Genomic DNA, 22,454 nt, shown 5'->3' with positions numbered 1-22,454 from the left:
CGATGGCCTCTTCTAAACCTTTTTTAAAATGGGCTGGTGGGAAATTCAAACTTGCCCCATTTATTGAATTTAATCTGCCTAAACAACCCCGCAAACGCCTTATCGAACCGTTTGCGGGTTCTGCTGCCTTGTCAATGGCTTTGGATTTTGAAGCTTATTTGTTAAACGATACCAATCCTGATTTAATTGGTTTATTTCATATACTTAAAGAAGAAAAACAGCAGTTTATTAATTATGCTCGTTCTTTTTTTACTTTAGAAAACAATCAGGAAATTCGCTTTTATGAATTACGGGAAAAATTTAATTCTTCTCAAGAATTAAGCGAACGTTCCGCTTTATTTATTTATTTGAATCGGCACGCGTTTAATGGTTTGTGCAGATATAACAGCAAAGGTGCTTTCAATGTACCTTTCGGTCGATACAAAACACCTTATTTCCCTGAAACGGAAATGTTGGCATTTATCGAAAAAGCCAATCGTATTGAATTGATGTGTGCTGATTTTGAGACGGCCTTGGATTTGGCAAATGGCGACGATATCGTGTATTGCGATCCTCCTTATGTGCCTTTGAGTGAAACAGCTTCATTTACCGCTTATGCTAAAGGCGGATTTGACTTAAATGACCAAACCCGCTTAGCCGAAACGGCAAAGCAAATTTCGATACAATCTCAAGGTGTGTTAATTTCCAATCATGATACAGCTTTTACACGGGAAATTTACAAAGAAGCACGGTTAGAAACCATTGATGTACAAAGAAATATTGCAGCAAAAGGCAGTAGTAGACAAAAAGTAGGCGAATTATTGGCGATATATGGCGAGTGAATTTAACTGGTTAAAAGAAGAAGCAGCGGCTTACCATATCGGCTTGAAAAAATATATTTCAGACGGCCTTGTGATTTATAACGAAAATGCTTTAACCGTTATGCGCCGTATTTTGGATAAATATCCAAACGGCTGCTTCGATATGATTTTTGCAGACCCGCCTTATTTTTTGTCCAATGATGGTTTTACCTGCCAAAACGGGCAAATAGTTTCGGTAAATAAAGGCCGATGGGATAAATCTCAAGGGTTATCTGCCGATTTAGAATTTTACGAAGAGTGGCTACGTTTATGTTACGCACTATTGAAACCAAACGGCACGATATGGGTATGCGGTACTTATCATAATATTTATTTGATAGGCTACCTGATGCAAATCATCGGCTACCATATTTTGAATAACATTACATGGGAAAAACCCAATCCACCGCCAAATTTATCCTGCCGTTTTTTCACACATTCAACTGAAACACTGCTATGGGCGAAGAAAAGCAAAAAAGCCAAGCATACTTTTCATTATGATGTAATGAAAGCACAAAACAACGATAAACAAATGAAATGTGTATGGCAAATTGCACCGCCAAGTAAAGCAGAAAAAGCATTGGGCAAGCATCCGACACAAAAACCGTTGGCTTTGGTTGAGAGGTGCATTCAGGCAGCCTCCAATGTAGGAGATTTGATTTTTGACCCGTTTATGGGAAGTGGCACGACAGGTATAGCTGCATTAAAAAATGGGCGGAAATTTTGTGGGTGTGAGCTAGAAACAGGATTTTTTGAGTTAACAAAAAATAGGTTAGATAATAAAAATGTCTGAATTTCAAAAATTTTTAGATCAATTGGTGGAAACAAATGCAACATTGGATTATTTTGTTAGTTTTGATACTGTCAGAAAAAATGTTAGCAAAATAGCTCTAAAACTCAATCAGCTAAATTATTTAATTGGTAAAAGTAATTTAAAAGAAGCCATTCGAGATATTTATAATGAAAATCCTAAAGCTTTTGATGTGCTTGGTATTTTGATTGCTGTTCGAGAAAGTAACAAAACTAAAACTTTCAACAATCAAGGGGAAATTGTTTTTGTAAATAGTTACTTTTCCTCATTGGAGGGGATTTACGACTACATACAACAAACAGGTTTGGAAAAAATTTTCCAAAATAAAGATATTACTAATCTGGTGGACTATGTTTTTGGTGTGGAAGCTGGGTTAAGCACTCATGGCAGAAAAAATCGCGGTGGGGACAATATGAACTTTGCCGTTGCCAAACAGTTGGAGAATGCAAATATTCCATTTCTAAAAGAAGTTCCCAATACTAATTTTCCTGATATCACCGGCTTAGGGAAGGATATTAAGCGTTTTGATTTTGTTATTAAAACAAAGCTCAAAACCTACCTAATAGAAACCAATTTTTATAATACTGGTGGTTCAAAGCCTAATGAAGTTGCCCGCGCTTATTCAGATATTGCTCCTAAGATAAATCGGCATCCTAATTATGAATTTGTTTGGATTACTGACGGCCAAGGTTGGCAATCTGCTAAAAACAAATTGGAAGAAGCATTTAATAATATTCCCAGTATTTATAATTTAACCACATTAGAAAGATTTATTGCGAAACTTCAAGATGAAGGTTTCAATAAATAATCTTCACATTAAAGAGGTTTTTAATGACCAAGCGCGAAGAATTGCTCGAACAGCAGCGCCGTCTTCATATTGTGTTCAACGCGTGGATGACAGATAAAAAACAGCGTGAAGTTGTCGTGTATCGGCGTGAGAACGGTGATCTAATAACGTCATCATCCTGATGGAAAAGAAGAAGTGATTAAATATGCCGTTAAATAATGTCAGAAAAGTTTGCATTTGGTTTTGTCATTTTGCGACCAAAAATTGCTTGATATGGGTTTCATACTCGACCAATCTACCTAAATTTTAAAATATTCCTTGATTTTGAAAGATTCTTTATGACCTGGGAAACCGTAATCGGACTGGAAATCCACGTCCAATTAAATACCAAATCCAAAATTTTCAGCGGTGCTTCCACCGCTTTCGGTGCCGAGCCGAATGCGCATGCCAGTGTGGTGGAGTGTGCTTTACCGGGCGTGTTGCCGGTGATGAACCGCGAGGTGGTGGAAAAGGCCATCAAGCTCGGTTTGGCTTTGGATGCGAAAATCAACCAAAAAAACGTGTTCGACCGTAAAAACTACTTCTATCCCGATTTGCCCAAAGGCTATCAAATCAGCCAGTTGGATTTGCCGATTGTGGAACACGGCAAGCTGGAAATTGTGGTGGGCGACGAAGTCAAAACCATCAATGTAACGCGTGCGCACATGGAAGAAGATGCGGGTAAATCGGTGCATGAAGGTTTGAGCGGTGCAACTGGCATCGACCTCAACCGCGCCGGTACGCCTCTGCTGGAGGTGGTTTCCGAGCCGGAAATGCGTTCCGCCGCCGAGGCTGTGGCTTATGCCAAAGCTTTGCACGGCTTGGTAACGTGGCTGGATATTTGCGACGGCAATATGGCGGAAGGCTCGTTCCGTATCGATGCCAACGTATCGGTGCGCCCGAAAGGCCAGCAGGAATTCGGTACTCGCCGTGAAATCAAAAACTTAAACTCTTTCCGCTTCTTGGAACAGGCGATTAATTATGAAGTGGAAAGCCAAATTGAGATTTTGGAAGACGGCGGCAAAGTGCAGCAGGCAACGATGCTGTTCGACCCCGATAAAGGCGAAACCCGCGTGATGCGTCTGAAAGAAGATGCGCACGACTACCGCTATTTCCCCGACCCTGACTTGCTGCCTGTGATCATTTCCGACGAGCAAATGGAACGCGCCCGCAGCGAAATGCCTGAGCTGCCGTCTGAAATGGCGCAACGCTTTATCCGCGATTTCGGCGTGAGCGACTACGATGCCCGTTTGTTGACCGCCGGCCGCTCTCAAGCCGCTTTCTTTGAAACCGCCGCCCAAGCCAGCGGACAAGGTAAGTTGGCGGCAAACTGGATGAACGGCGAATTGGCCGCTACATTGAACAAAGAAGGTTTAAGTCTGTCTGAAAGCCCGATTCAAGCCGACCGCCTGGCCGGATTGGTGGCGAAAATCGCCGATGGCACATTAAGTAACAAACTCGGCAAACAGGTGTTTGAAGCGATGTGGGGCAGCGATTTGGATGCCGAAGCCATCATCGAACGCGACGGTTTGAAACAGATGACCGACACCGGCGCGATTGAAAAAATCATCGACGAAGTGTTGGCGGGCAACGCCAAATCGGTAGAAGAATTCAAAGCCGGTAAGGAAAAAGCCTTCAATGCGCTGGTGGGTCAAGTGATGAAAGCCAGCAAAGGCAAAGCCAATCCGCAGCAGGTGCAGGAATTGCTGAAAGCGAAACTGGCTTGATTGCGTAGCATCTAAAGAGGCCGTCTGAAAATTTTCAGACGGCCTGAAACCTTTAAAGCCCTTCCGATAAACGACTTTATCTTCCGCAACTTATGTCTTACACCGTTACCCTTGTGCCCGATCATGCGACTTTCAACGTTGAAGCCGACGAACCGATATTGAGTGCCGCCAAAAGACAAAATTTCAACCTGCCCCATTCCTGTCAAAGCGGCATTTGCGGTCAATGTAAGGCTCAAGTAGTGAGCGGCGATATCGAACGGGGAGCCTATGCAGAACTGGCCTTAAGTTCGGAAGAAGCCGCCCAAGGTAAAATATTGATGTGCTGCACCAAATTAAACGGCGACGTCACATTAAAAATACCCGGTTATAACGGGGCATCCGCCCCGCCCGTTAAAACCTTTCCTACGCGCGTGGCTTCAGTGGAATATATTCATGATGTTGCCGTGTTAACCCTCTCTTTACCCAAAGCACCGCCTTTCCATTTTTGGGCGGGCCAATACATTGATATTCTGTTGAAAAACGGCGAAACACGCAGTTACTCCATCGCCGGCAGCCCCAATAGCACCGAAACGCTCACTTTGCACATTGCCAAACGGCAAGGCGGTTTATTTTCCGACATGCTGTTCGGAGAAAACCCCTCCATCGAAGAAAAAACCATTTTGCGCGTGCGCGGCCCTCTGGGTACGTTTGCGCTGCAAGACGGCGACAAACCGATTATTTTGATAGCAACCGGCACAGGCTTTGCACCCATAGGCAGCATACTCCGTCAACTGGCCGACAGCGGCAGCAAGCGCCCCGTGCATCTGTATTGGGGTGCGCGCCATGAAAGCGGCTTATATGATTTTCAGACGGCCTCGGCATTAACCGCCCGCTTACCGAACGCCCGTTTTACTCCTGTGCTTTCGCAACCGGACACAAACTGGCAAGGCGCAACCGGCTATGTCCAAACCCAAGTTGCTGCCGATTATCCCGACTTATCGGGCTTTGAAGTCTATGCTTGCGGTTCCGTTCAAATGATTGAATCGGCCAAGCAACTTTTGCAGCAAGAATGCGGTCTACCCGAAGAAGCATTCTTCTCAGATGCATTTTCGGCTGCGGTGTAATCTGCCGTTTTGCCCGCTCACAATTGATGGGTCAAGCAAAGGCCGCTACCGATCAAGATCTCTGACCACATACCATGCCGTCTGAAATGTTCAGACGGCATCTTGCCGCTTAGGTGTGGTGTGTCCCTTTCTGAAATAATGCTACAATCTTCTTATCAACAACAAACCTTTATTTTTTATGAGTATTCTTGAAGCCGTTATTATCCTGTTTCTTCTGGTTTTAATCAGTGCTTTGGTTTCGGCTGCCGAACTGGCACTGGCTTCTTCCCGTAAAATCAAATTGCAGGTTATGGCAAAAGAAGGCGACGTGCGCGCACTTGATGTTTTGAACATGCAGGAGCACCCCGGTAGCTTTATTACAGTGGTACAAATCGGTTTAAATGCCGTAGCAGTATTGGGCGGTATTGTCGGCGAAGCGGCGGTGCGGCCGTTTTTAAGCAATCTGTTGGCAAACACCGGCTTACACGCCGCAGCTTCCGTGCTGGCGTTTGTTTTCGTTACCGGAGTGTTTATCCTGTTTGCCGACTTGGTGCCGAAACGTTTTGCCATCATCAACCCCGAACGGGTGGCCGTGCGCGTAGTACGGCCGGTCATGCTGCTGATTTTCGTGTTCAAGCCGTTGATTTTCCTGTTTGACGGCATGGCCAATCTGATTTTCAAACTGCTGAAAATTTCTACCGTACGCAGCGACGGTCTGACTTCCGAAGACATTTACGCCGTGGTCGATGCCGGTGCGCAGGCAGGCGTGTTGAAGCAGCAGGAACATTATCTGATTGAAAACATTTTCGATATGCAGGAGCGCACGGTTACTTCTACCATGAGCGCACGCGAATATTTGGTTTATGTAGATAAAAGCGACAATAACGAAACCGTGCTGGAAAAAATAGACGAAACCCCGCACTCTAAAATCTTGATATGCAACGGCGGGCTGGAAAAAGTGATCGGCTATATCGAATCGCACACGTTTCTCACCCGTTATCTGAAAGAGCCGAACATCAACCTGACCGACCGCCGAGTGTTACGCAAAGCTTTGTTTATTCCCGATACTTTGTCGCTTTACGAAGTATTGGAAACCTTTAAAAACGCCGGCGAAGACTTTGCCGTAATCATCAACGAATACGCTTTGGTTGTGGGTGTGATTACGCTGAAAGACGTGATGAGCATTGTGATGGGCGATTTGGTAGCGACAGAAGAAGAGCCGCAAATTATCCGCCGCAACGAAACCTCTTGGCTGGTGGACGGTGCAACACCGCTTGAAGACGTGATGCGCGCCCTCGACATTGCCGCTTTTCCCCATTCGGAAAACTACGAAACCGTGGGCGGATTTATGATGTATTCGTTACGCAAAGTGCCCAAACGAACCGATTTCGTGGTGTTCGACAAATACAAGTTTGAAATCATCGACACCGATAATCTGAAAATCGACCAGCTGTTGGTTTCGCTTCATCAAGATGCGGTTGAAAAGAAAGATTAAAACGATAAGCAAATAAACTTTAATTTCTGCTACATCGTTGCTGCGCTTTAGCTCAAAAAAACGATTGTACAAGGCAAGCCTGTACAAACAGATACAGCTCTTGCTCGTCTGCGAAGCTTCTTACCGTTAAAATACTTTGAACAGGTTCTTACGTTTAACCTGTGTTTGATATACTACTTTGCTCATTGCAGCTTTCTTTAATGAGCGCATATAAATTACTTTTTTTACTTCTCCAAAGTATCAGAATGCCATTTGCGAGCTTGGTAAAACCCGCACTTAGCGGGCTTTACCAAATAAGCCGTTAACGCTTTTTGCGTTTGGCCTTAGTGCTTTCGCTACGGCTGTTTTTTTTCCGCTTTTCTTTACGGGATTTACGGTCGGATGAAGCCTTACCATCCGACTTCACTTTAACCGTAATTCCTCGTTTGCTGCGTGAAGCCGTTTCTGATGAGGCCGTCTGAACCGCAGATTTTCTGCTGCTCTTTTTAGATACTTCCCCGCCACTGATCAAAGTCAGATCAATTTTGCTGGTATCCAAATCGGCACGAGCCACTTTAACGGTTACACGGTCGCCCATATTGAAGCGTATGCCGCTACGCTCGCCCTGCATAGCCATAATTTCGGGGCGGTAGTTGAAATAATCTTCCCCTAAATCGCTGATATGCACCATTCCTTCGATGTGAATATCGTCTAAAGTCACAAAGATGCCGAAATTAGCCATGCCGCTGATACGGCCTTCAAACACTTCGCCGACTTTGTCACGCATGTAATAGGTTTTCAGCCAGTTTTCTACATCGCGGCTGGCATCATCGGCACGACGCTCGCAGAAAGAGGTATGCACACCTAAAGCCTGCCATGATTCAGGACGGTATTTTTCTTCATTCAATACTGCTTTGATGGCTCGGTGTACGGTCAAATCGGGGTAGCGGCGGATCGGCGACGTGAAATGGGTATAAGCTTCATAGGCCAAGCCAAAGTGGCCTTGGTTTTCAGGCTCATAAACCGCTTGTTGCATAGAACGGAGCATCATTACCTGAAGCAATTCGGCATCAGGACGGCCTGCAAACTGTTCGGCCAGTTGCGCGTAGTCTTTCGGAGTGGGATTGTCTCCCCCGCCCAAGTGCAATCCGAGCAAACCCAATTGTTCGCGCAATGTAGCCAGCTTTTCAGGAGTAGGCCCCAAATGGTTGCGGAACAGCGATGCATGTTTATTCTTCAATAAGAACTCAGCCGCACACACGTTGGCTGCCAACATACACTCTTCAATCAACTTGTGGGCATCGTTGCGTACGATAGGCACAATGCGCTCGATTTTTCCGTTATCGTCGAAAATCATTTGTGTTTCAGTACTTTCAAACTCAACCGCACCACGCTTGTGCCGTTTTGCCTGAAAAATTTGAAACAGCTTGTACAGCGGTTCGATTTGCGCCCGATGCGGATAATCGCCGCCTTGTTTTATCCAATCCCAAACTTGCGTGTAAGTCAAACGAGCATGTGAACGCATAACCGCCGGATAAAACTTATATTCTTTGATATTGCCCGCATACGTTACCACCATGTCGCATACCATACACAAGCGTTCCACATCCGGATTGAGCGAACAAATGCCGTTGGAAAGGCTCTCCGGCAACATCGGGATTACCCTGCGCGGAAAATACACGCTGGTGGCGCGCTCTTGAGCATCCTTATCAATAGGATCATCAGGGCGGACATAATGGCTCACATCGGCGATAGCCACAACAAGGCGGTAATTCCTGCCCTGTTTTTCAGCATAAACCGCATCATCAAAGTCTCGTGCAGTTTCGCCGTCTATCGTAACCAAAGGCAGATCGCGCAAATCTACGCGCCCCTTAATATCTCGCGGCCGGACATGATCGGGAATTTTTTCGGCAGCCTGCAAACACGCTTCGCTAAAAATATGGGGCAGCTGGTGCTTGCGCACAGCGATTTCAATTTCCATGCCGCTGTCTGCATAATCACCCAATACCTCAACCAACTTGGCAACCGCCGGACGGTGGCCATCGGGATAGCTTTCGATTTCCGCTACCACAACCTGCCCCGATTCGGGCTTTAATTCCGCCAAACCTTCGGGCTCTAAAACAATGCTTTGGGTGAGCCGGTGATCTTCAGGCTCAAGAATAGCAATACCGCGTTCTACATAATAACGGCCGACAACCTGTTTTTGAGCACGTTCGACAATATCCAAAACCTGCCCTTCGCGACGGCCGCGACGGTCTGTTCCTGCCGGGCGCACAGTAACGATATCACCATGCATCAAGCCGCGCATTTGACGTTCGTATAAAACAAAATCGCCTTCACCGGTCGGCACCAAAGGCACGGCAAAACCAAAGCCGTCTTTATGGGCTTCGATACGGCATTTCACCAATGCCAGTTTTTCGGCCGCACAAACGGCACCGCGACGGTTAATCAACACCTGCCCGTCTCGAGCCATCGCTTTAATACGGCGTTCGAAAAACTCGTGTTCAGCTTCAGTAATCGACAACTTCTCTGCCAATTTGAAAATCCGTAAAGGAACACCTTCCTGCTCCAATACTTCTATAATCCATTCACGGCTGGGCAACGGATGATCATAGCGTTGCTGCTCGCGGCTCAAAAAAGGATCTTTCTCTCTTAAACTGAGTGACTTAGTATTTTTCTTCATTTTGATGATTGACAATCTTTCATTTAAATATATAATTCACATCTCTTTGCAGCCGACACTTTAACGTAAAGCAAAGATTAAAGCAAAGCCCAGGTGGCGGAATTGGTAGACGCGCTAGCTTCAGGTGCTAGTATCCTCACGGGTGTGGAAGTTCGAGTCTTCTCCTGGGCACCAGAGTTTCAACTTTGAAACTCTGATTAGCTTTAATACAGTAAAAACATAAAGAATTCAACGTGCCCAGGTGGCGGAATTGGTAGACGCGCTAGCTTCAGGTGCTAGTATCCTCACGGGTGTGGAAGTTCGAGTCTTCTCCTGGGCACCAAAAAATACTCCGGTTTAATACCGGATTTTTTATTGCCTATTCACATGAAATTTAAATATTTTTACACAAAATATTTGAATAAATACCTTATTTTCGTTGTTTAAAATTGCTATAGTCAATCAACTTAATTTGAATACAAAGCATCGATTAGTATGCAATATTAAGTAGTGAGCAGCCTATTCTATTGCCGCTTTAGCGGCTTACACAATCGTTCTCTTTAGAGCTAAAGCGCGTCAAAAAGTTAAGTTGATTGACTATACTCTTACAAAAACTGAAACAACTCTGAGTTGCTTCCCAACTTATCTACTGTTGCAATCTTGCGAATCAATAACATTTTTTCTTACAATATCAAGGCCGTCTGAAAATATCAGACGGCCTTGATATTGCATATAGAAGGAACAAAAAATCTGACTTTCTATAAACTGAGAAGAAAATTCGTTCTCCCGATTATCGATTCCGTGCAAAGGCCTTTATCATGAAAATATACACCTCTATCGAAATGCGTCGTTACGAACAAGCCGCTGTTGATGCAGGAACTAGCTTTGAACAGTTAATGGAAAATGCCGGACAAGGTGCAGCAGCGGATATTCTCAAACGCCACCCGACAGCCGGTCACGTATTGGTTGTGTGCGGAAAAGGTAATAACGGTGGGGACGGCTTGGTAATCGCAAGAGTGCTTCAACAATCTGGCTGGAAAGCTGATATTGTTTTTGTTTTAGGTGATAATGTGTCCGAACTTTCCGCACTCAACCGTAGCCGCTTACATGGATTACCCGGTATTGAATTTATAGAGCCTAGTGAGCTGGAAGGCCGTCTGAAAAAATTCTCCTATAACCTACTTATCGAAGGTATTTTCGGCACAGGATTTAACGGTATATTGCCTGAATCTGTAGCCCATATCTGCCGTTTATTGAATCTTTCAGACGGCTTTAAAATTGCTTTAGATATCCCTACAGGTTTAAACGGCGACACCGGTGAAGCTGATGAAAATGCATTTAAGGCCGACCTTACTTATACCTTTGCTGCATTTAAACCGGGGCATTTCAGTGAAGCAGGTAAATCTTTATGCGGTAAAATAGTGTGCATCGATATTGTTTAACTAAATCAGAATATTTTGGATTATTCTGCGAAAGCTCAACTTCCACCATTTTGTAGGCTGACTTAACAACCCGAAACCTTTTCCCACATTAGTTATTTAAAATGTATCTAGAATAATCTAGCAATCTTACAAAAACCCAAAAGCAAAACCCTGCTAGATGCAGGGGTTTTGCTTAATTCGGGATTCCGGTCAATTATCATTTGCTGCTTAATTTATCTTATTGGATTAAATTGAGACTTTAGATTATTCAAACAATGATAAATCGGCTGAGAAGGTTACATAACTTTATTATTATGCGTACGAGATTGACTGTCTACAGGCTTTCGCGCATTAAATGCTCGTTTTGATGCCTGAAAAATAGCCTGACGTCTGCGATGCTGCATAAATATCTCCTTTCTTTGTTGTTTTCATGGTATGAGATACGGATAATATAATATTTTTGTATATTTATTACAAGAACGGTTTTGATAAACAATGTTTATTATTGATAAATAATTCACTAAAAATAAACTCTTGGTATATTAATGTTAATTTAAACATGGTTGATATACATAAACAAAGTAATATCAATAAGTTTATTAAAGTTTAGAGTTATTGAAAATATATTCAGAAAAGAAATCAGGCCGTCTGAAAATTCAGACGGCCTGTATTCAGTTAGGTACTTTTATAAAATAAATTACTCGGCAGCAGCCACCACAGCAACTTTAACAGCAGCAACTGCATCGGTATGCAAAGCTACTTCTATCTCGTATTCACCAACAGCTTTCAAAGGGCCGTTAGGTAAACGTACATTTGATTTTGCAACTTCAATACCTGATTCAACGATAGCAGCGGCAATATCGGCATTAGTTACAGAACCAAACAAACGACCGTCTACACCAGCTTTTTGAGCCACCGTGATGGTTTGTCCATCCAATTTCTCTTGACGGGCTTTAGCATCAGCCAAAATTTCGGCCTGCTTCGCTTCCAATTCGGCACGACGTGCTTCAAATTCTTTCATATTGGCTTCGGTAGCACGTTTAGCTTTGCCGGAAGGAATTAAAAAGTTACGGGCATAACCATTTCTTACAGTAACAATATCGCCCAAATTGCCCAAGCCACCGATTTTTTCTAACAGAATAATTTGCATGATCAAAATCTCCGTAAATTATTTATGTTGATCGGTATAAGGCAGCAAAGCCAAGAAACGGGCACGTTTTACTGCAACAGCCAATTGGCGTTGGTAGTGTGCTTTGGTACCGGTAATGCGGGCCGGAATGATTTTACCGTTTTCAGAAATGAAGTCTTTCAACAAGTCTACTTGTTTGTAATCAACTTCTTGGATTTTTTCAGCCGTGAAACGGCAGAATTTTCTACGTTTGAATGATTGACGAGCCATTGTCGTTTAACCTTTATATTCTTTAATGTTTTGTATGCGCAACACAGGTTTTGGATAACGTTGGCTTTTTTGTGCCAAAAAACCGCTTACTGTGACTACGGTTTCAACCTTGTGTTGCCAATTAAGCGCATCCTTACCGAGAATTTTTGCGGGCAATTCCAGTTTTACCAAACATTTTTGCCCGTTTTCTTCCTGCCATGATTCGTGCCTTAGCACAATATCCAAAACCGGCACTCCGGCTGGCGTGTATCTCAATTCTCCGCAATGGACAATTTGAGCGGTAAGGTTTAAAAGATTTTTCAATCTTCGATTACGCTTCGGCAGTTTCTTCTTTAGCCGCTGAATTGCTGTCGAGCAGGTTTTTAGACTTTTCGTCTTTCAGCATCGGAGAAGCTTCTGTAACGGCCTGTTTGGTTTTGATGGTCAGATGACGCAATACTGCATCATTGAAGCGGAAAGCGGTTTCCAGCTCTTCAACCACTTCGGGAGCGGTTTCGATATTCATCAAAACATAGTGTGCTTTGTGGATTTTGTTGATTGGGTAAGCCAATTGACGACGGCCCCAATCTTCTAAACGGTGAATTTTACCGCCTGCTTCGGCAATCATGGTTTTGTAGCGCTCAACCATTGCGGGCACTTGCTCGCTTTGATCAGGATGAACGATAAACACGATCTCGTAATGACGCATGTTATCTCCTTACGGTTTAAAAACAGCCTTTTACCATGCGAAAAGTAAAAGGCAAGGTTGGAAAACGGGCTATTATAACGGCTTAGAACGAATAAATCAACGCTTGAAAAAAGCGTTACAATAAATAATAGAAATAGGGTCTCAATAAGACTATAAAAGAACTATAAAAGAAAAAGAAATAGCCGACGGCAGAAGGTTTTTTGTTTTATCAAAATAACGTCGAATTTTGTTTCGGATTGAGTGGTAAACAATGATGGAATTCCGCAAAATTATCCATATCGATATGGATGCATTCTATGCTTCCGTTGAACTGCGTGAACAACCGCATTTGCGCGGCAAACCTGTTGTGGTTGCTTGGGAAGGCCCGCGTTCTGTTATTTGTGCAGCTTCTTATGAAGCCCGACAATTCGGATTACATTCGGCAATGGCCGTTTCAACTGCGAAAAGACTTTGCCCTCAAGCGATATATGTACCTCCTCATTTTGATTTATACAGACAAATATCTCGCGAAATCCATGCTATTTTTTCCAGATATACAACACTGATTGAGCCTTTGTCGCTTGATGAAGCTTATTTGGATGTAACTCGCAATCTTCAGAATATTCCTTATGCCGGCGAAATTGCTCAAAAAATCCGCCAAGAAATCAGGCAGGAAACCGGGCTTACTGCCTCTGCCGGTATTGCACCGAATAAATTTTTAGCCAAAATTGCATCGGATTGGCGCAAACCCGACGGCCAATTTGTATTGCCTCCTCAAAAGGTTGAAGCATTTTTAGAAACGCTGCCGCTTGGAAAAATCCCCGGCGTAGGTAGGGTTACTTTGCAGAAAATGAATGCTTTGGGGATGCAAACGGCGGGAGATTTACGCCGTTTCGAACGCGGGCAGCTGCTGCATCATTTTGGGCGATACGGTTACCGTTTGTATGATTTGGCACGCGGTATAGACGAACGTGAAGTAAAACCCAACCGTGAACGGTTGCAGATTTCTACGGAAATTACGCTACCCGAAGATTTGCCTTTAAAGGAGTTGATTATTCATTTGCCTGTTTTGACTGCTGATTTATGGGCGCAAATGAACCGCAAACAAGTTGAAGCGCGCAGCGTTACGTTAAAATTGAAAACGGCCGATTTCCATATCATTACCCGTTCTCTTACTTATTCTTCTGCGCTTCCTGATCAACCCTCTTTAATGAAAGCTGCACAAACGCTGATGCAGCGTATTCCTACACATTCAGGAGATTCCTTCCGACTCATCGGCATCGGAGTAAGCCATCTGATACCCAAAGGGAAACAGCAATTATTATGGGATATATGATTCAGACGGCCTAAAATTGGTTTGGCAGCCATAATCATTAAGCAATTATTAAGTTATTCAAAACAACGTAAATAAACCGCCCTGTCGGTTTTACGGCTTCCGCTTAAATCTTAACGCTCTTTTTCTCTAAAAAAAGCATAAGTGACATCATGAAATAAATCCACATGAGGGCTGTCTTCATAATTTAACTCGGCTAAAGCATCTTCGAAAGCCAATTGCACCGATTCCACTACATCTTGTGCGATTTCTGCAGGCAAGGCTCTTACCATGCCTTTGAAGGCTGTTGAAAGTACATGATTTTGCATACGTAAAACATCGTATGCCTCTTCCAAGTATTCTAAACGCTGCTCAATGCTGCTCATGATTTTTCCTTCTATAAATTCTGTTAAAATAAAACATTATATAGGATTTAAAAATACTGCGGTTCGACGGCGGCCTGGTTGCAATAGCCGGCGAACAGTTTTGGATATACCGTAATGAACACGGTACACATACCGCCAGACTCCGAATGAAAGTGAATAATCAATAATGAATAATCCACGTTATCATGATCATACAAAACCCGATACGCAAAACGGAGACGATGAATTCGACTGGGAACGCGGTTTGGAACAATTGCGCCAGCAACGCAACACGGCGCGTGAAACACCTGCTCCTTCCCGCCCTGCCCCTCAAAGTGTCGCCCCGTCTTACCAACCGGCTTCTTCCAAACCGACACCGACGGAAGCGCAATTGAGTGCGCGTGCGGCTGAGAAGATGTTGTGTGAATATCTGCAACAATGGCAAAAGGAGCATAACGACCTATTTTCGGAAAATATTACTGCGGAAACCGATACCACTGTTTTATTGCAAGAAGACTGGCTTGCCGCCCAAACTGCCCTCCAATCTGCACAAATAGACGATAAAAATATCGAAAACACCCGCACGGTTTGGCTCAACCCCAAACGTCAAACGGTTTCTTTTGACCACCCCAACGAAGTTGAAAATTTACGTTCAGGCCGTCAAACAGAAGAGCATTCGGAAGAGCAGACCGAAAATGCTTTTGAAGGCGACGTTCAGGCAGAAGATTGGTTGCCGGTAACGGTAAAAGTGATTAATCCACAAGTTGATCCGCGCAAACCGGTGATGTGTTTGTCGGAACAAGAATTACTGGAGCGTTTGAGCCGCCGTTTGCGCCCTCACTTGACTGATGCGGTAACAGGCATGGTACGCGTAGCGGTACAGAAACAAACCGCCGCCCTTACTTACCAGCTTCAACAAATGTTAAACGAACAAACCCCCGCCATTGTAGATGAGATTTTGGACTACAATTTAAAAGCCGCTATGTCGGAGATTAAATACAGTTTGAAATATAACCGCTGATACTTAATATTTTGGTTAGAGGCCGTCTGAAAACATCTCGATATTCTCTCCGGCCGCCGTGTTCCCCATACGGCGGCCGGATATTTAAATAAAAAACAAAATGCTTCATCCGCAAGCGGTTGCCCATTGCATTCAAAACATACGGCCGACAACCGGCTATCGAGCACCGATGTTGGGTTTTTAAAACCTGAAACCTTTGCCCTTCGGCTGCGGCACATTTCAGCGTTGTGCGCTGCTTGTTTGCTTACACTATCTATATGATATGTTATGTCTGCACCCGCCGGGCTGTTATGCCTTGTACTGCATTCACATCTGAAGGTTTTGCACGAGTCTCAACTTGTTAACCGCAATATCTCTTATTCACAAAATACATACCGGAATCTTCGCTCATGACAAAAAATTGGATTTTGCCTGCCGTCATCGCCGCCGCGCTATTCGGTTCCCAATATTTTTATCAACAACACTCCCGACACCAAACCGAGTCCTCATCATCTGTGTCATCGGCGAATAGAAGCGAAGCTGCCGAAACCACTCTCCGAAAAGCGTTTGAACAACGTCAAAGCAATATTCAGGTTGAGGGCAGCGGCAGAGTGAGCAAAACCCTTCCCGACGATAACAAAGGCTCACGTCATCAACGGTTTATTTTGAAACTCAGTAGCGGACAAAGCCTTTTGATCGCCCACAACATTGATCTCGCCCCTAAAATCAAAGGCTTGAAAAAAGGCGATACGGTAGCTTTTTACGGCGAATACGAATGGTCGGAAAAAGGCGGCGTGATTCATTGGACACATCACGACCCTCAAGGCAGGCATCCTGACGGCTGGTTAAAACACAACGGTGTGATTTATCAATAAAAACCCTAGAGGCCGTCTGAAGATTTTTCAGACGGCCTCGATTAAACATCCAATTCATAACACACAACACTATGACTACCCGAAAAAAAATCTTTGTGCTTTATACCGGCGGCACCATCGGAATGCGCCAAACCCCGCAAGGGCTCAGCCCTGATACCGCTTTGGCTGAAAAGGCCCTGATACCGTTTGCAGATAACTATTCGTTCGACTGGCACATCTGCAATCCCTTAATCGATTCTTCGGCCGTTACCCTATCCGATTGGCACAACTGGTTGGCATTACTCAAAGAAAAAGCCCGTACATACGACGGCATATTGGTGCTTCACGGGACCGACACCCTGGCTTACACAGCCAATCTTTTCGCCCTCGCCCTGCCCGATTTGAAACTTCCGATTGTGATCACCGGCTCGCAATGGCCTTACAATGCCCAACACAGCGATGCTCCTTTAAACTTAGCCACCGCCGTTGCAGCGTTTGAATTAAACCTGTCCGAAACGGTTATTGCTTTCAACGGTAAACTTTTTCAGGCCGTAGGCAGCAGCAAAATCAGCACCGAACAGGCCGACGGCTTTGATAACCCCCATTTCGGCACAATCGCAATATGGTCGCCCGAATGCGGTTGGCTGCATGTGAACAAAAGGCCGTCTGAAAAAACATCCGCCGTATTACACACGCCCTTCCCTGTACTCAACACACAAGCCAAAGTGGTTTGCCACACGCTTGTGCCGGGCTTTTCGGCACAGTCTTTTTCAGACGGCCTCTACCGCAATGCCGATGCTGTGATTCTGCAAAGCTACGGCCACGGCAATGCACCGTCTGACCGGGATTTTATTCAGGCAGTTAACGATTTGACTTCACGCGGAAAGTTAGTGCTCAATATCAGCCAAGCCAAACAAGGCAATGCGGCTGCCGTGTATGCACAAGGCAGTGCGTTGCGGCAGGCAGGTGTTGTAAACGGAGGCAAGGCCAATTTAGAAACGGCACTCGTTTTGCTCACACTCGCCGTCAGCAACGGTCTCGACAACAAACAGCTTCAACAAAAACTGGAAAAGCTGAATTTACTATAACACCCTGACTTTATTAGCTAATAATATAAAAAAGCCTGATGTTGGATACATCAGGCTTTTTAAATCATTCAATTCGATTTAGATTTGCGTTGACCATTCTATGGCAAATAAACTCCAATTTTGCTACGGCGTTGCTGCCTGCACACCCAATTTATATTAGAAACTGCCCGCAAGCTCCCCAACCAAACTGTATTTCCGCGCCGAATCAGCCATATCTGCAAATAATGCTGTTTCAGACGGCCCCAAATTCTTTTTCCTATACCTTTTTCATTTTAGACTCCAGCATCGCCCGCAAACCGGCCAGATTGCTCTTGCCTTCTTCCTTACTCACAATCGGCTCGCCGCCTTTTCTGCCGAGGATTTTCAAATCTTCCTGCGGCATTTCGTCGATAAAGCGGCTGGGGTCGGGAAACTGCCATGTGCCTTGCCGTTTGCGCTTCACGCAGTGGGTGAGCGTGAGCTGGCGTTTGGCGCGGGTAATGCCCACATACATCAAGCGCCTCTCTTCCTCGACGTTGCTCTCTTCGATGCTGTCGGCGTGGGGCAGCATGCCTTCTTCGCAGCCTACGAGAAACACATACGGATATTCCAAGCCTTTGGAGGCGTGCAGGGTGGAAAGTTTGACCGCATCTGTTTCTTCTTCGTTTTTGCCTTCGAGCAAGGTCATCAGGGCGATGGTTTGGGCGATTTCGATGATGTTTTTGTCGTCTTGCCCGCCTTTGCGCGCCAGCCAGTCGGTGAGGTCGGTAACGTTGCGCCATTTGATTTCGCCGGCCTTGCCTTCTTCGCTGCCGAGCAGATGGGCTTCGTAGGCGATGTCGGCCAGCAGGTTGTTGACGAGTTCGCCCGCGTCGTCGTGTTCGGCACGGGCGCGGTAATCTTCCATCAAGGCCATGAATTGTTGCAGGTGCTCGCGGTTTTGGGCGTTTAAGACGGCCTGTGCTTCGGGATTTAACGCCGCTTCATACAGGCTGCATTCGTGGCTGTGGGCATAGGCGTTGAGTTTGCCGAGGGTGGCTTCGCCGATGCCGCGTTTGGGCGTGGTAACGGCGCGTAAAAAGGCGGGATCGTCGTTGGGGTTGGCAAGCAGGCGGATGTAGGACAATACGTCTTTGATTTCGGCCTTATCAAAAAAACTCTGACCCCCTGAAAGCTGGTAAGGCACGCGCGCGCTGCGCAAGGCTTCTTCAAACACCCGCGCCTGATGGTTGCCGCGGTAGAGGACGGCGAAATCGGCGTATCGGGTTTTGTCGCCGCCCACCAGTTTTTGTTTCACGATTTGACTCACCACCCATTCGGCTTCGTGCTGCTCGTGCTGGCAGGCGACGATTTTGATGTGTTCGCCCATGCCGAACTGCGACCACAAGGTTTTTTTAAACAGCTTGGGGTTGTTTTCAATCACCTTGTTGGCCACTTTCAATATCCGCGCGGTGGAGCGGTAGTTTTGCTCCAGCTTGATTACCTTCATCTGCGGATAGTCTTCCTGCATTTGGCGCAGGTTTTCCATGTTTGCGCCGCGCCATGCGTAGATGGATTGGTCGTCGTCGCCCACGGCGGTGAACATGCCTTCCGCGCCGGTGAGCAGCTTCATCAAAGTGTATTGGCAGGCATTGGTGTCTTGGCATTCGTCCACCAGCAGATAGCGCAGGCGGAGCTGCCATTTGTGGCGCACTTCACTGTTTTGCTGCAACAGCACGGCGGGCAGACGGATTAAGTCGTCGAAATCAACAGCCTGATAGTTCTCCAGCGTAGCCTGATAGCCGGCATACACTTTCGCCATTTGGCTTTCCCACTCGTTGGAGGCCGTCTGAAGAATCTCTTCGGGCGTTTTCAAATCGTTTTTCCACAGGGAAATTTGGTGCTGGGCTTTGAACACCGCTTCTTTGCCGGTGCTGCCGAGCAGCTCATTGATGATTTTGGCGCTGTCGGTGCCGTCGAGAATGGAAAAGTTTTTCTTGTAGCCGATGTTGGCGGCTTCTTCGCGCAAAATGCGCATACCGAGCGAGTGGAAAGTACAGATGGTCAGGCCGCGCGTTTGGCTTTTCGGCAGCATTTTGCCCACACGCTCCTGCATTTCTTTGGCTGCTTTGTTGGTAAACGTGATGGCGGCGATGTGGTGGGCGGGATAATTTACTTGCGTAATCAAGTATTTGATTTTCTGGGTAATCACACCGGTTTTACCGCTGCCCGCACCTGCCAAAACGAGCAAGGGGCCGCCGAGATATTGCACGGCTTGTTGTTGCTGGGGATTGAGTTTCATGAAAATGGCAATGTACTGACTAACAACAAGATGATATTACCATGTAAATTACCATAATAATGGGAAGCTTGAGTAGATTAGCAGTCATGCGCAGTTAATCTACGTCAGCCCCAAGTTTATTTCCTGTTATTACAAAGAAAATTATGCCGGACAGCGTGGTTTATACGGGCAGCTTGAGCAGTTACGACGTACTGGATGTCAGCGGTTTTCACCATCACAGGATTAACCACAGTAAGGCATTTGCCGAGAGGCAAAACCACATCAACGGCATTGAGAATTTCTGGAATCAGGCCAAGCGTGTCTTGCGCAAATATAATGGCATTGACCGAAAGTCTTTTCCTCTATTCTTGAAAGAATGCGAGTTTCGTTTTAATTTTGGGACAGCAAAGCAGCAGCTAAAAATTCTGCGGCTTTGGTGTGAGATTTAGGGCTAATCTACTTCAGCCCCTTAATTTTTAGGCGCGGCCTTGGCAACTAAGCCCAATCCCCTAATGGTGCGGCTTTGTTTTCAATGTTGAGAGTTAGAGACTATGGCAGGTGAATCGAAAGCCCAATCCCCTAATGGTGCGGCTTTGTTTTCAATAGCAGGTCTGTTTTTCTCCTTTTAAAGTCAGTGGGTTGGAAACGGGGTTTCCAATCTTTTCAAAGTTTACAAAGTTAAACATGGGTTAACCTCTTTTATCTTGTGGCGTCCGTAGCCGAACACGGTTTCTTTGCCTATGTGCAGCCATTGTCCGAGGTGGAGCAGTTGGCTGAATGGTAGCGGTAAGTCTTCAAATTGCCAAGTGCCTATGGCTCCGCCCAAGTTGATGTGCTGTTGTTGGCGGTTTGAATAGCGGCTCCAGTCCAGCCATTGCAGTTGGTGGAGGCTTTTTATGTGTGCTGCGGCCTGCATCAAGCTTGGGTAATCGGTTTCCAAGTTCTGCCAGTATAGGGTGGCGAACATCGAGGTGCGTCTGACCAGCTGAGACCTTTCAGTATTTGTTGCCTGCTCCGGTTTAACAATAAGTTGATTGGCTATATCAGCGGAACAAATCCATTACTTTTACAAACACCATAACCACGCCGTAAGCCAACGGCACGCCTGCCAACGCCCAACGCCACCACACACGCACACCGCCGTGCGACACTTCTTCGGCTGCCAGATAAGCATCCGACAAGGTGGTTTCGTCGTCGGGATTGTGGCTTTGAGCCGCATCTTTCACGCTTTTATCATGGTGTTTCTCATGCACCGGTTTCACCGATAGGTTGCACAACAAACCGATAATCAGCAAAGCGGCCATGATATACATGGTAATACTGTATGCCTGTGCGGCAGGTACGCCGCTGTTAATTTGCCCTTGGCGGATATAGTTAACCAACACAGGCCCCAACACGGCGGCGGCAGACCATGCCAGCAACAGCCGTCCGTGAATCGCGCCGACTTGATAAGTGCCGAACAAATCTTTCAAATAGGCCGGAATCGCTGCGAAACCGCCGCCATACATCGACATAATGATGCAGAATCCGATAACAAACAGCCCTTTGCTACCGCTCTCGCCGATAGACGGAACAGCAAAATAAAGCAGCGAGCCCAGCACAAAAAACAGCGTATAGGTATGCTTGCGGCCGATTTTGTCGGAAATGCTCGACCAAAAAAAGCGGCCGCCCATATTAAACAAACTCAACAACCCGACAAACCCTGCTGCTGCGGCTGCGCCAACCGCCGCACCCGCACCGACCGAAGCTTCGGAAAACAACTCCTGAATCATCACCGATGCCTGACCGAGCACACCTATGCCGGCGGTAACATTCAAACACAAAATGAAAAACAGTAACCAAAACTGCGGCGTTTTTACCGCCTGCCCTGCATTCACATGGCTGCTGCTGACCATTTTTTTCGTTTTGGCAGGCGGCACAAAGCCTTTCGGTTTCCAGCCTTCTGCCGGTACACGAATGGTAAACACACCGAACATCATGAAAATAAAATAGAAAATACCGAGCACGATAAAAGTTTGCGCCACACCGGTGGAATCGGCGCTGCTGAAAGCATTCATTAATGCTACCGATAAAGGCGACGCAAGCATCGCACCGCCGCCGAATCCCATAATGGCCAAACCGGTTGCCATGCCGGGTTTATCGGGAAACCATTTCATTAACGTCGATACCGGCCCGATATATCCCAAACCCAAGCCTACGCCGCCAAGTACGCCGTTACCGAGATACAGCAACCACAGGTTATGGGTGTAAACCCCTAGTGCCGACACAAAAAAACCCAAGCTGAAACAACAGGCTGCCACAAACATCGCTTTACGCGGCCCTACCCGCTCCATCCAAGTGCCGAACAGCGCAGCCGATGCCCCCAGCACCGCCAAAGCAATGCTGAACACCCAACCTACCGTGGTCAGCTTCCAATCATCGGGCGCAGACTCGGTGATACCGATGATTTTAGTAAGCGGGGCATTGAATACGGAATAGGCATAAATCTGCCCGATAGACAAATGAACCGCCAACGCCGCAGGCGGCACCATCCAGCGATTGAAACCGGGCGGGGCTACGGTGTTGGCTTTATCTAGAAAAGACATAACATTCCTTTGATTTGAAGTGTGTATGAAGAAACCTTTGTAAGACTTTCAGATGTGGATGCGGCTCAAGACGGAGCAGCATAGCGAGTACAGACATATTCAA

General features: G+C 45.9%; 21 protein-coding genes, 2 tRNA genes and 1 pseudogene. 15 read left to right on the top strand and 9 right to left on the bottom strand.

Going from position 1 to position 22,454, the window contains the following annotated elements:
* The first annotated feature begins 2 nt into the window (after window positions 1–2).
* The 7 genes from AKG43_RS02750 (at window position 3) to AKG43_RS02725 (ending at window position 6,780) form a co-directional block, all read left to right on the top strand.
* Complete coding sequence (locus AKG43_RS02750) at window positions 3–821, top strand: Dam family site-specific DNA-(adenine-N6)-methyltransferase (RefSeq protein ID WP_054599052.1); 819 nt, start codon at window positions 3–5, stop codon at window positions 819–821.
* Window positions 811–1,632 carry a site-specific DNA-methyltransferase gene (locus tag AKG43_RS02745; RefSeq protein WP_054599051.1) on the top strand — a complete coding sequence of 274 codons (822 nt, stop codon included), beginning with the start codon at window positions 811–813 and terminating at the stop codon, window positions 1,630–1,632. The genes AKG43_RS02750 and AKG43_RS02745 overlap by 11 nt, the downstream gene beginning before the upstream one ends.
* On the top strand, window positions 1,625–2,458 hold the full coding sequence (locus tag AKG43_RS02740) for a type II restriction endonuclease (RefSeq protein WP_054599050.1): 834 nt from the start codon (window positions 1,625–1,627) through the stop codon (window positions 2,456–2,458). The genes AKG43_RS02745 and AKG43_RS02740 overlap by 8 nt, the downstream gene beginning before the upstream one ends.
* 23 nt (window positions 2,459–2,481) lie before the next feature.
* Complete coding sequence (locus tag AKG43_RS12940) at window positions 2,482–2,619, top strand: hypothetical protein (protein ID WP_197273107.1); 138 nt, start codon at window positions 2,482–2,484, stop codon at window positions 2,617–2,619.
* A gap of 156 nt (window positions 2,620–2,775) precedes the next feature.
* Window positions 2,776–4,203 carry an Asp-tRNA(Asn)/Glu-tRNA(Gln) amidotransferase subunit GatB gene (gene gatB, locus AKG43_RS02735; RefSeq protein ID WP_054599049.1) on the top strand — a complete coding sequence of 476 codons (1,428 nt, stop codon included), beginning with the start codon at window positions 2,776–2,778 and terminating at the stop codon, window positions 4,201–4,203.
* Between the two features lie 92 nt (window positions 4,204–4,295).
* Window positions 4,296–5,306 carry a 2Fe-2S iron-sulfur cluster-binding protein gene (locus tag AKG43_RS02730; protein ID WP_054599048.1) on the top strand — a complete coding sequence of 337 codons (1,011 nt, stop codon included), beginning with the start codon at window positions 4,296–4,298 and terminating at the stop codon, window positions 5,304–5,306.
* Window positions 5,307–5,484: 178 nt separating this feature from the next.
* Window positions 5,485–6,780: a hemolysin family protein gene (locus tag AKG43_RS02725; RefSeq protein ID WP_054599047.1), complete on the top strand. Its 1,296-nt coding sequence runs from the start codon at window positions 5,485–5,487 to the stop codon at window positions 6,778–6,780.
* A 301-nt stretch (window positions 6,781–7,081) separates the two neighbouring features.
* Here AKG43_RS02725 and rnr read toward each other — a convergent pair whose 3' ends face one another.
* Window positions 7,082–9,457: a ribonuclease R gene (gene rnr / locus AKG43_RS02720; protein ID WP_054599046.1), complete on the bottom strand. Its 2,376-nt coding sequence runs from the start codon at window positions 9,455–9,457 to the stop codon at window positions 7,082–7,084.
* A gap of 72 nt (window positions 9,458–9,529) precedes the next feature.
* Between rnr and AKG43_RS02715 the strand changes: the two genes are divergently transcribed.
* From AKG43_RS02715 to AKG43_RS02705, 3 genes are all read left to right on the top strand, one after another.
* Window positions 9,530–9,616 (top strand) — tRNA-Leu (locus AKG43_RS02715).
* 61 nt (window positions 9,617–9,677) lie between these two features.
* Window positions 9,678–9,764, top strand: a tRNA-Leu gene (locus AKG43_RS02710).
* Window positions 9,765–10,239: 475 nt separating this feature from the next.
* Window positions 10,240–10,863, top strand: coding sequence for an NAD(P)H-hydrate epimerase (locus AKG43_RS02705; protein ID WP_054599045.1), 624 nt, complete (start codon window positions 10,240–10,242; stop codon window positions 10,861–10,863).
* Window positions 10,864–11,539: 676 nt separating this feature from the next.
* Here the strand turns inward: AKG43_RS02705 and rplI are convergent.
* The 4 genes from rplI to rpsF are packed head-to-tail and all read right to left on the bottom strand — an operon-like array spanning window position 11,540 to window position 12,929.
* Window positions 11,540–11,992 (bottom strand): 50S ribosomal protein L9, encoded by a 453-nt coding sequence (rplI, locus tag AKG43_RS02700; protein WP_054599044.1) that lies wholly within the window; start codon window positions 11,990–11,992, stop codon window positions 11,540–11,542.
* An 18-nt stretch (window positions 11,993–12,010) separates the two neighbouring features.
* Window positions 12,011–12,241 (bottom strand): 30S ribosomal protein S18, encoded by a 231-nt coding sequence (rpsR, locus tag AKG43_RS02695; protein ID WP_054599043.1) that lies wholly within the window; start codon window positions 12,239–12,241, stop codon window positions 12,011–12,013.
* A gap of 6 nt (window positions 12,242–12,247) precedes the next feature.
* Complete coding sequence (gene priB / locus AKG43_RS02690; RefSeq protein ID WP_054599042.1) at window positions 12,248–12,544, bottom strand: primosomal replication protein N; 297 nt, start codon at window positions 12,542–12,544, stop codon at window positions 12,248–12,250.
* A gap of 7 nt (window positions 12,545–12,551) precedes the next feature.
* Window positions 12,552–12,929, bottom strand: a complete 378-nt coding sequence (rpsF, locus tag AKG43_RS02685; protein ID WP_054599041.1) for a 30S ribosomal protein S6 — start codon at window positions 12,927–12,929, stop codon at window positions 12,552–12,554.
* A gap of 253 nt (window positions 12,930–13,182) precedes the next feature.
* Between rpsF and dinB the strand changes: the two genes are divergently transcribed.
* A complete protein-coding gene (dinB, locus tag AKG43_RS02680) occupies window positions 13,183–14,244 on the top strand; it encodes a DNA polymerase IV (RefSeq protein ID WP_054599040.1) in 1,062 nt (353 codons plus the stop codon).
* Between the two features lie 110 nt (window positions 14,245–14,354).
* Here dinB and AKG43_RS02675 read toward each other — a convergent pair whose 3' ends face one another.
* Window positions 14,355–14,606 (bottom strand): hypothetical protein, encoded by a 252-nt coding sequence (locus AKG43_RS02675; protein ID WP_054599039.1) that lies wholly within the window; start codon window positions 14,604–14,606, stop codon window positions 14,355–14,357.
* A 166-nt stretch (window positions 14,607–14,772) separates the two neighbouring features.
* Between AKG43_RS02675 and AKG43_RS02670 the strand changes: the two genes are divergently transcribed.
* From AKG43_RS02670 to AKG43_RS02660, 3 genes are all read left to right on the top strand, one after another.
* Entirely contained in the window at window positions 14,773–15,606 is an 834-nt protein-coding gene (locus AKG43_RS02670) for a hypothetical protein (protein WP_054599038.1), read from the top strand.
* Window positions 15,607–15,995: 389 nt separating this feature from the next.
* Window positions 15,996–16,460 carry a DUF3465 domain-containing protein gene (locus tag AKG43_RS02665; RefSeq protein WP_082402953.1) on the top strand — a complete coding sequence of 155 codons (465 nt, stop codon included), beginning with the start codon at window positions 15,996–15,998 and terminating at the stop codon, window positions 16,458–16,460.
* Between the two features lie 71 nt (window positions 16,461–16,531).
* Window positions 16,532–17,527, top strand: a complete 996-nt coding sequence (locus tag AKG43_RS02660; RefSeq protein WP_054599037.1) for an asparaginase — start codon at window positions 16,532–16,534, stop codon at window positions 17,525–17,527.
* 256 nt (window positions 17,528–17,783) lie between these two features.
* Here AKG43_RS02660 and rep read toward each other — a convergent pair whose 3' ends face one another.
* A complete protein-coding gene (gene rep / locus AKG43_RS02655; RefSeq protein ID WP_054599036.1) occupies window positions 17,784–19,787 on the bottom strand; it encodes a DNA helicase Rep in 2,004 nt (667 codons plus the stop codon).
* Between the two features lie 113 nt (window positions 19,788–19,900).
* Here rep and AKG43_RS02650 point away from each other — a divergent pair.
* A pseudogene (locus AKG43_RS02650) lies at window positions 19,901–20,215 on the top strand (IS1595 family transposase); the annotation flags it as partial.
* Window positions 20,216–20,436: 221 nt separating this feature from the next.
* Here the strand turns inward: AKG43_RS02650 and cas6 are convergent.
* Together cas6 and AKG43_RS02640 are read right to left on the bottom strand one after the other, a co-directional pair.
* Window positions 20,437–20,751, bottom strand: coding sequence for a CRISPR system precrRNA processing endoribonuclease RAMP protein Cas6 (gene cas6 / locus AKG43_RS02645; protein ID WP_255351173.1), 315 nt, complete (start codon window positions 20,749–20,751; stop codon window positions 20,437–20,439).
* 58 nt (window positions 20,752–20,809) lie between these two features.
* On the bottom strand, window positions 20,810–22,351 hold the full coding sequence (locus AKG43_RS02640; RefSeq protein ID WP_054599033.1) for an OFA family MFS transporter: 1,542 nt from the start codon (window positions 22,349–22,351) through the stop codon (window positions 20,810–20,812).
* Between the last annotated feature and the right edge of the window lie 103 nt (window positions 22,352–22,454).

This window comes from Neisseria sp. 74A18, assembly GCF_001308005.1.
GTDB classification, from domain to species: domain Bacteria; phylum Pseudomonadota; class Gammaproteobacteria; order Burkholderiales; family Neisseriaceae; genus Neisseria; species Neisseria dumasiana.
The sequence above is the reverse complement of the archived record's forward strand: the minus strand, read 5'-3'. Positions and strand labels throughout refer to the sequence as shown.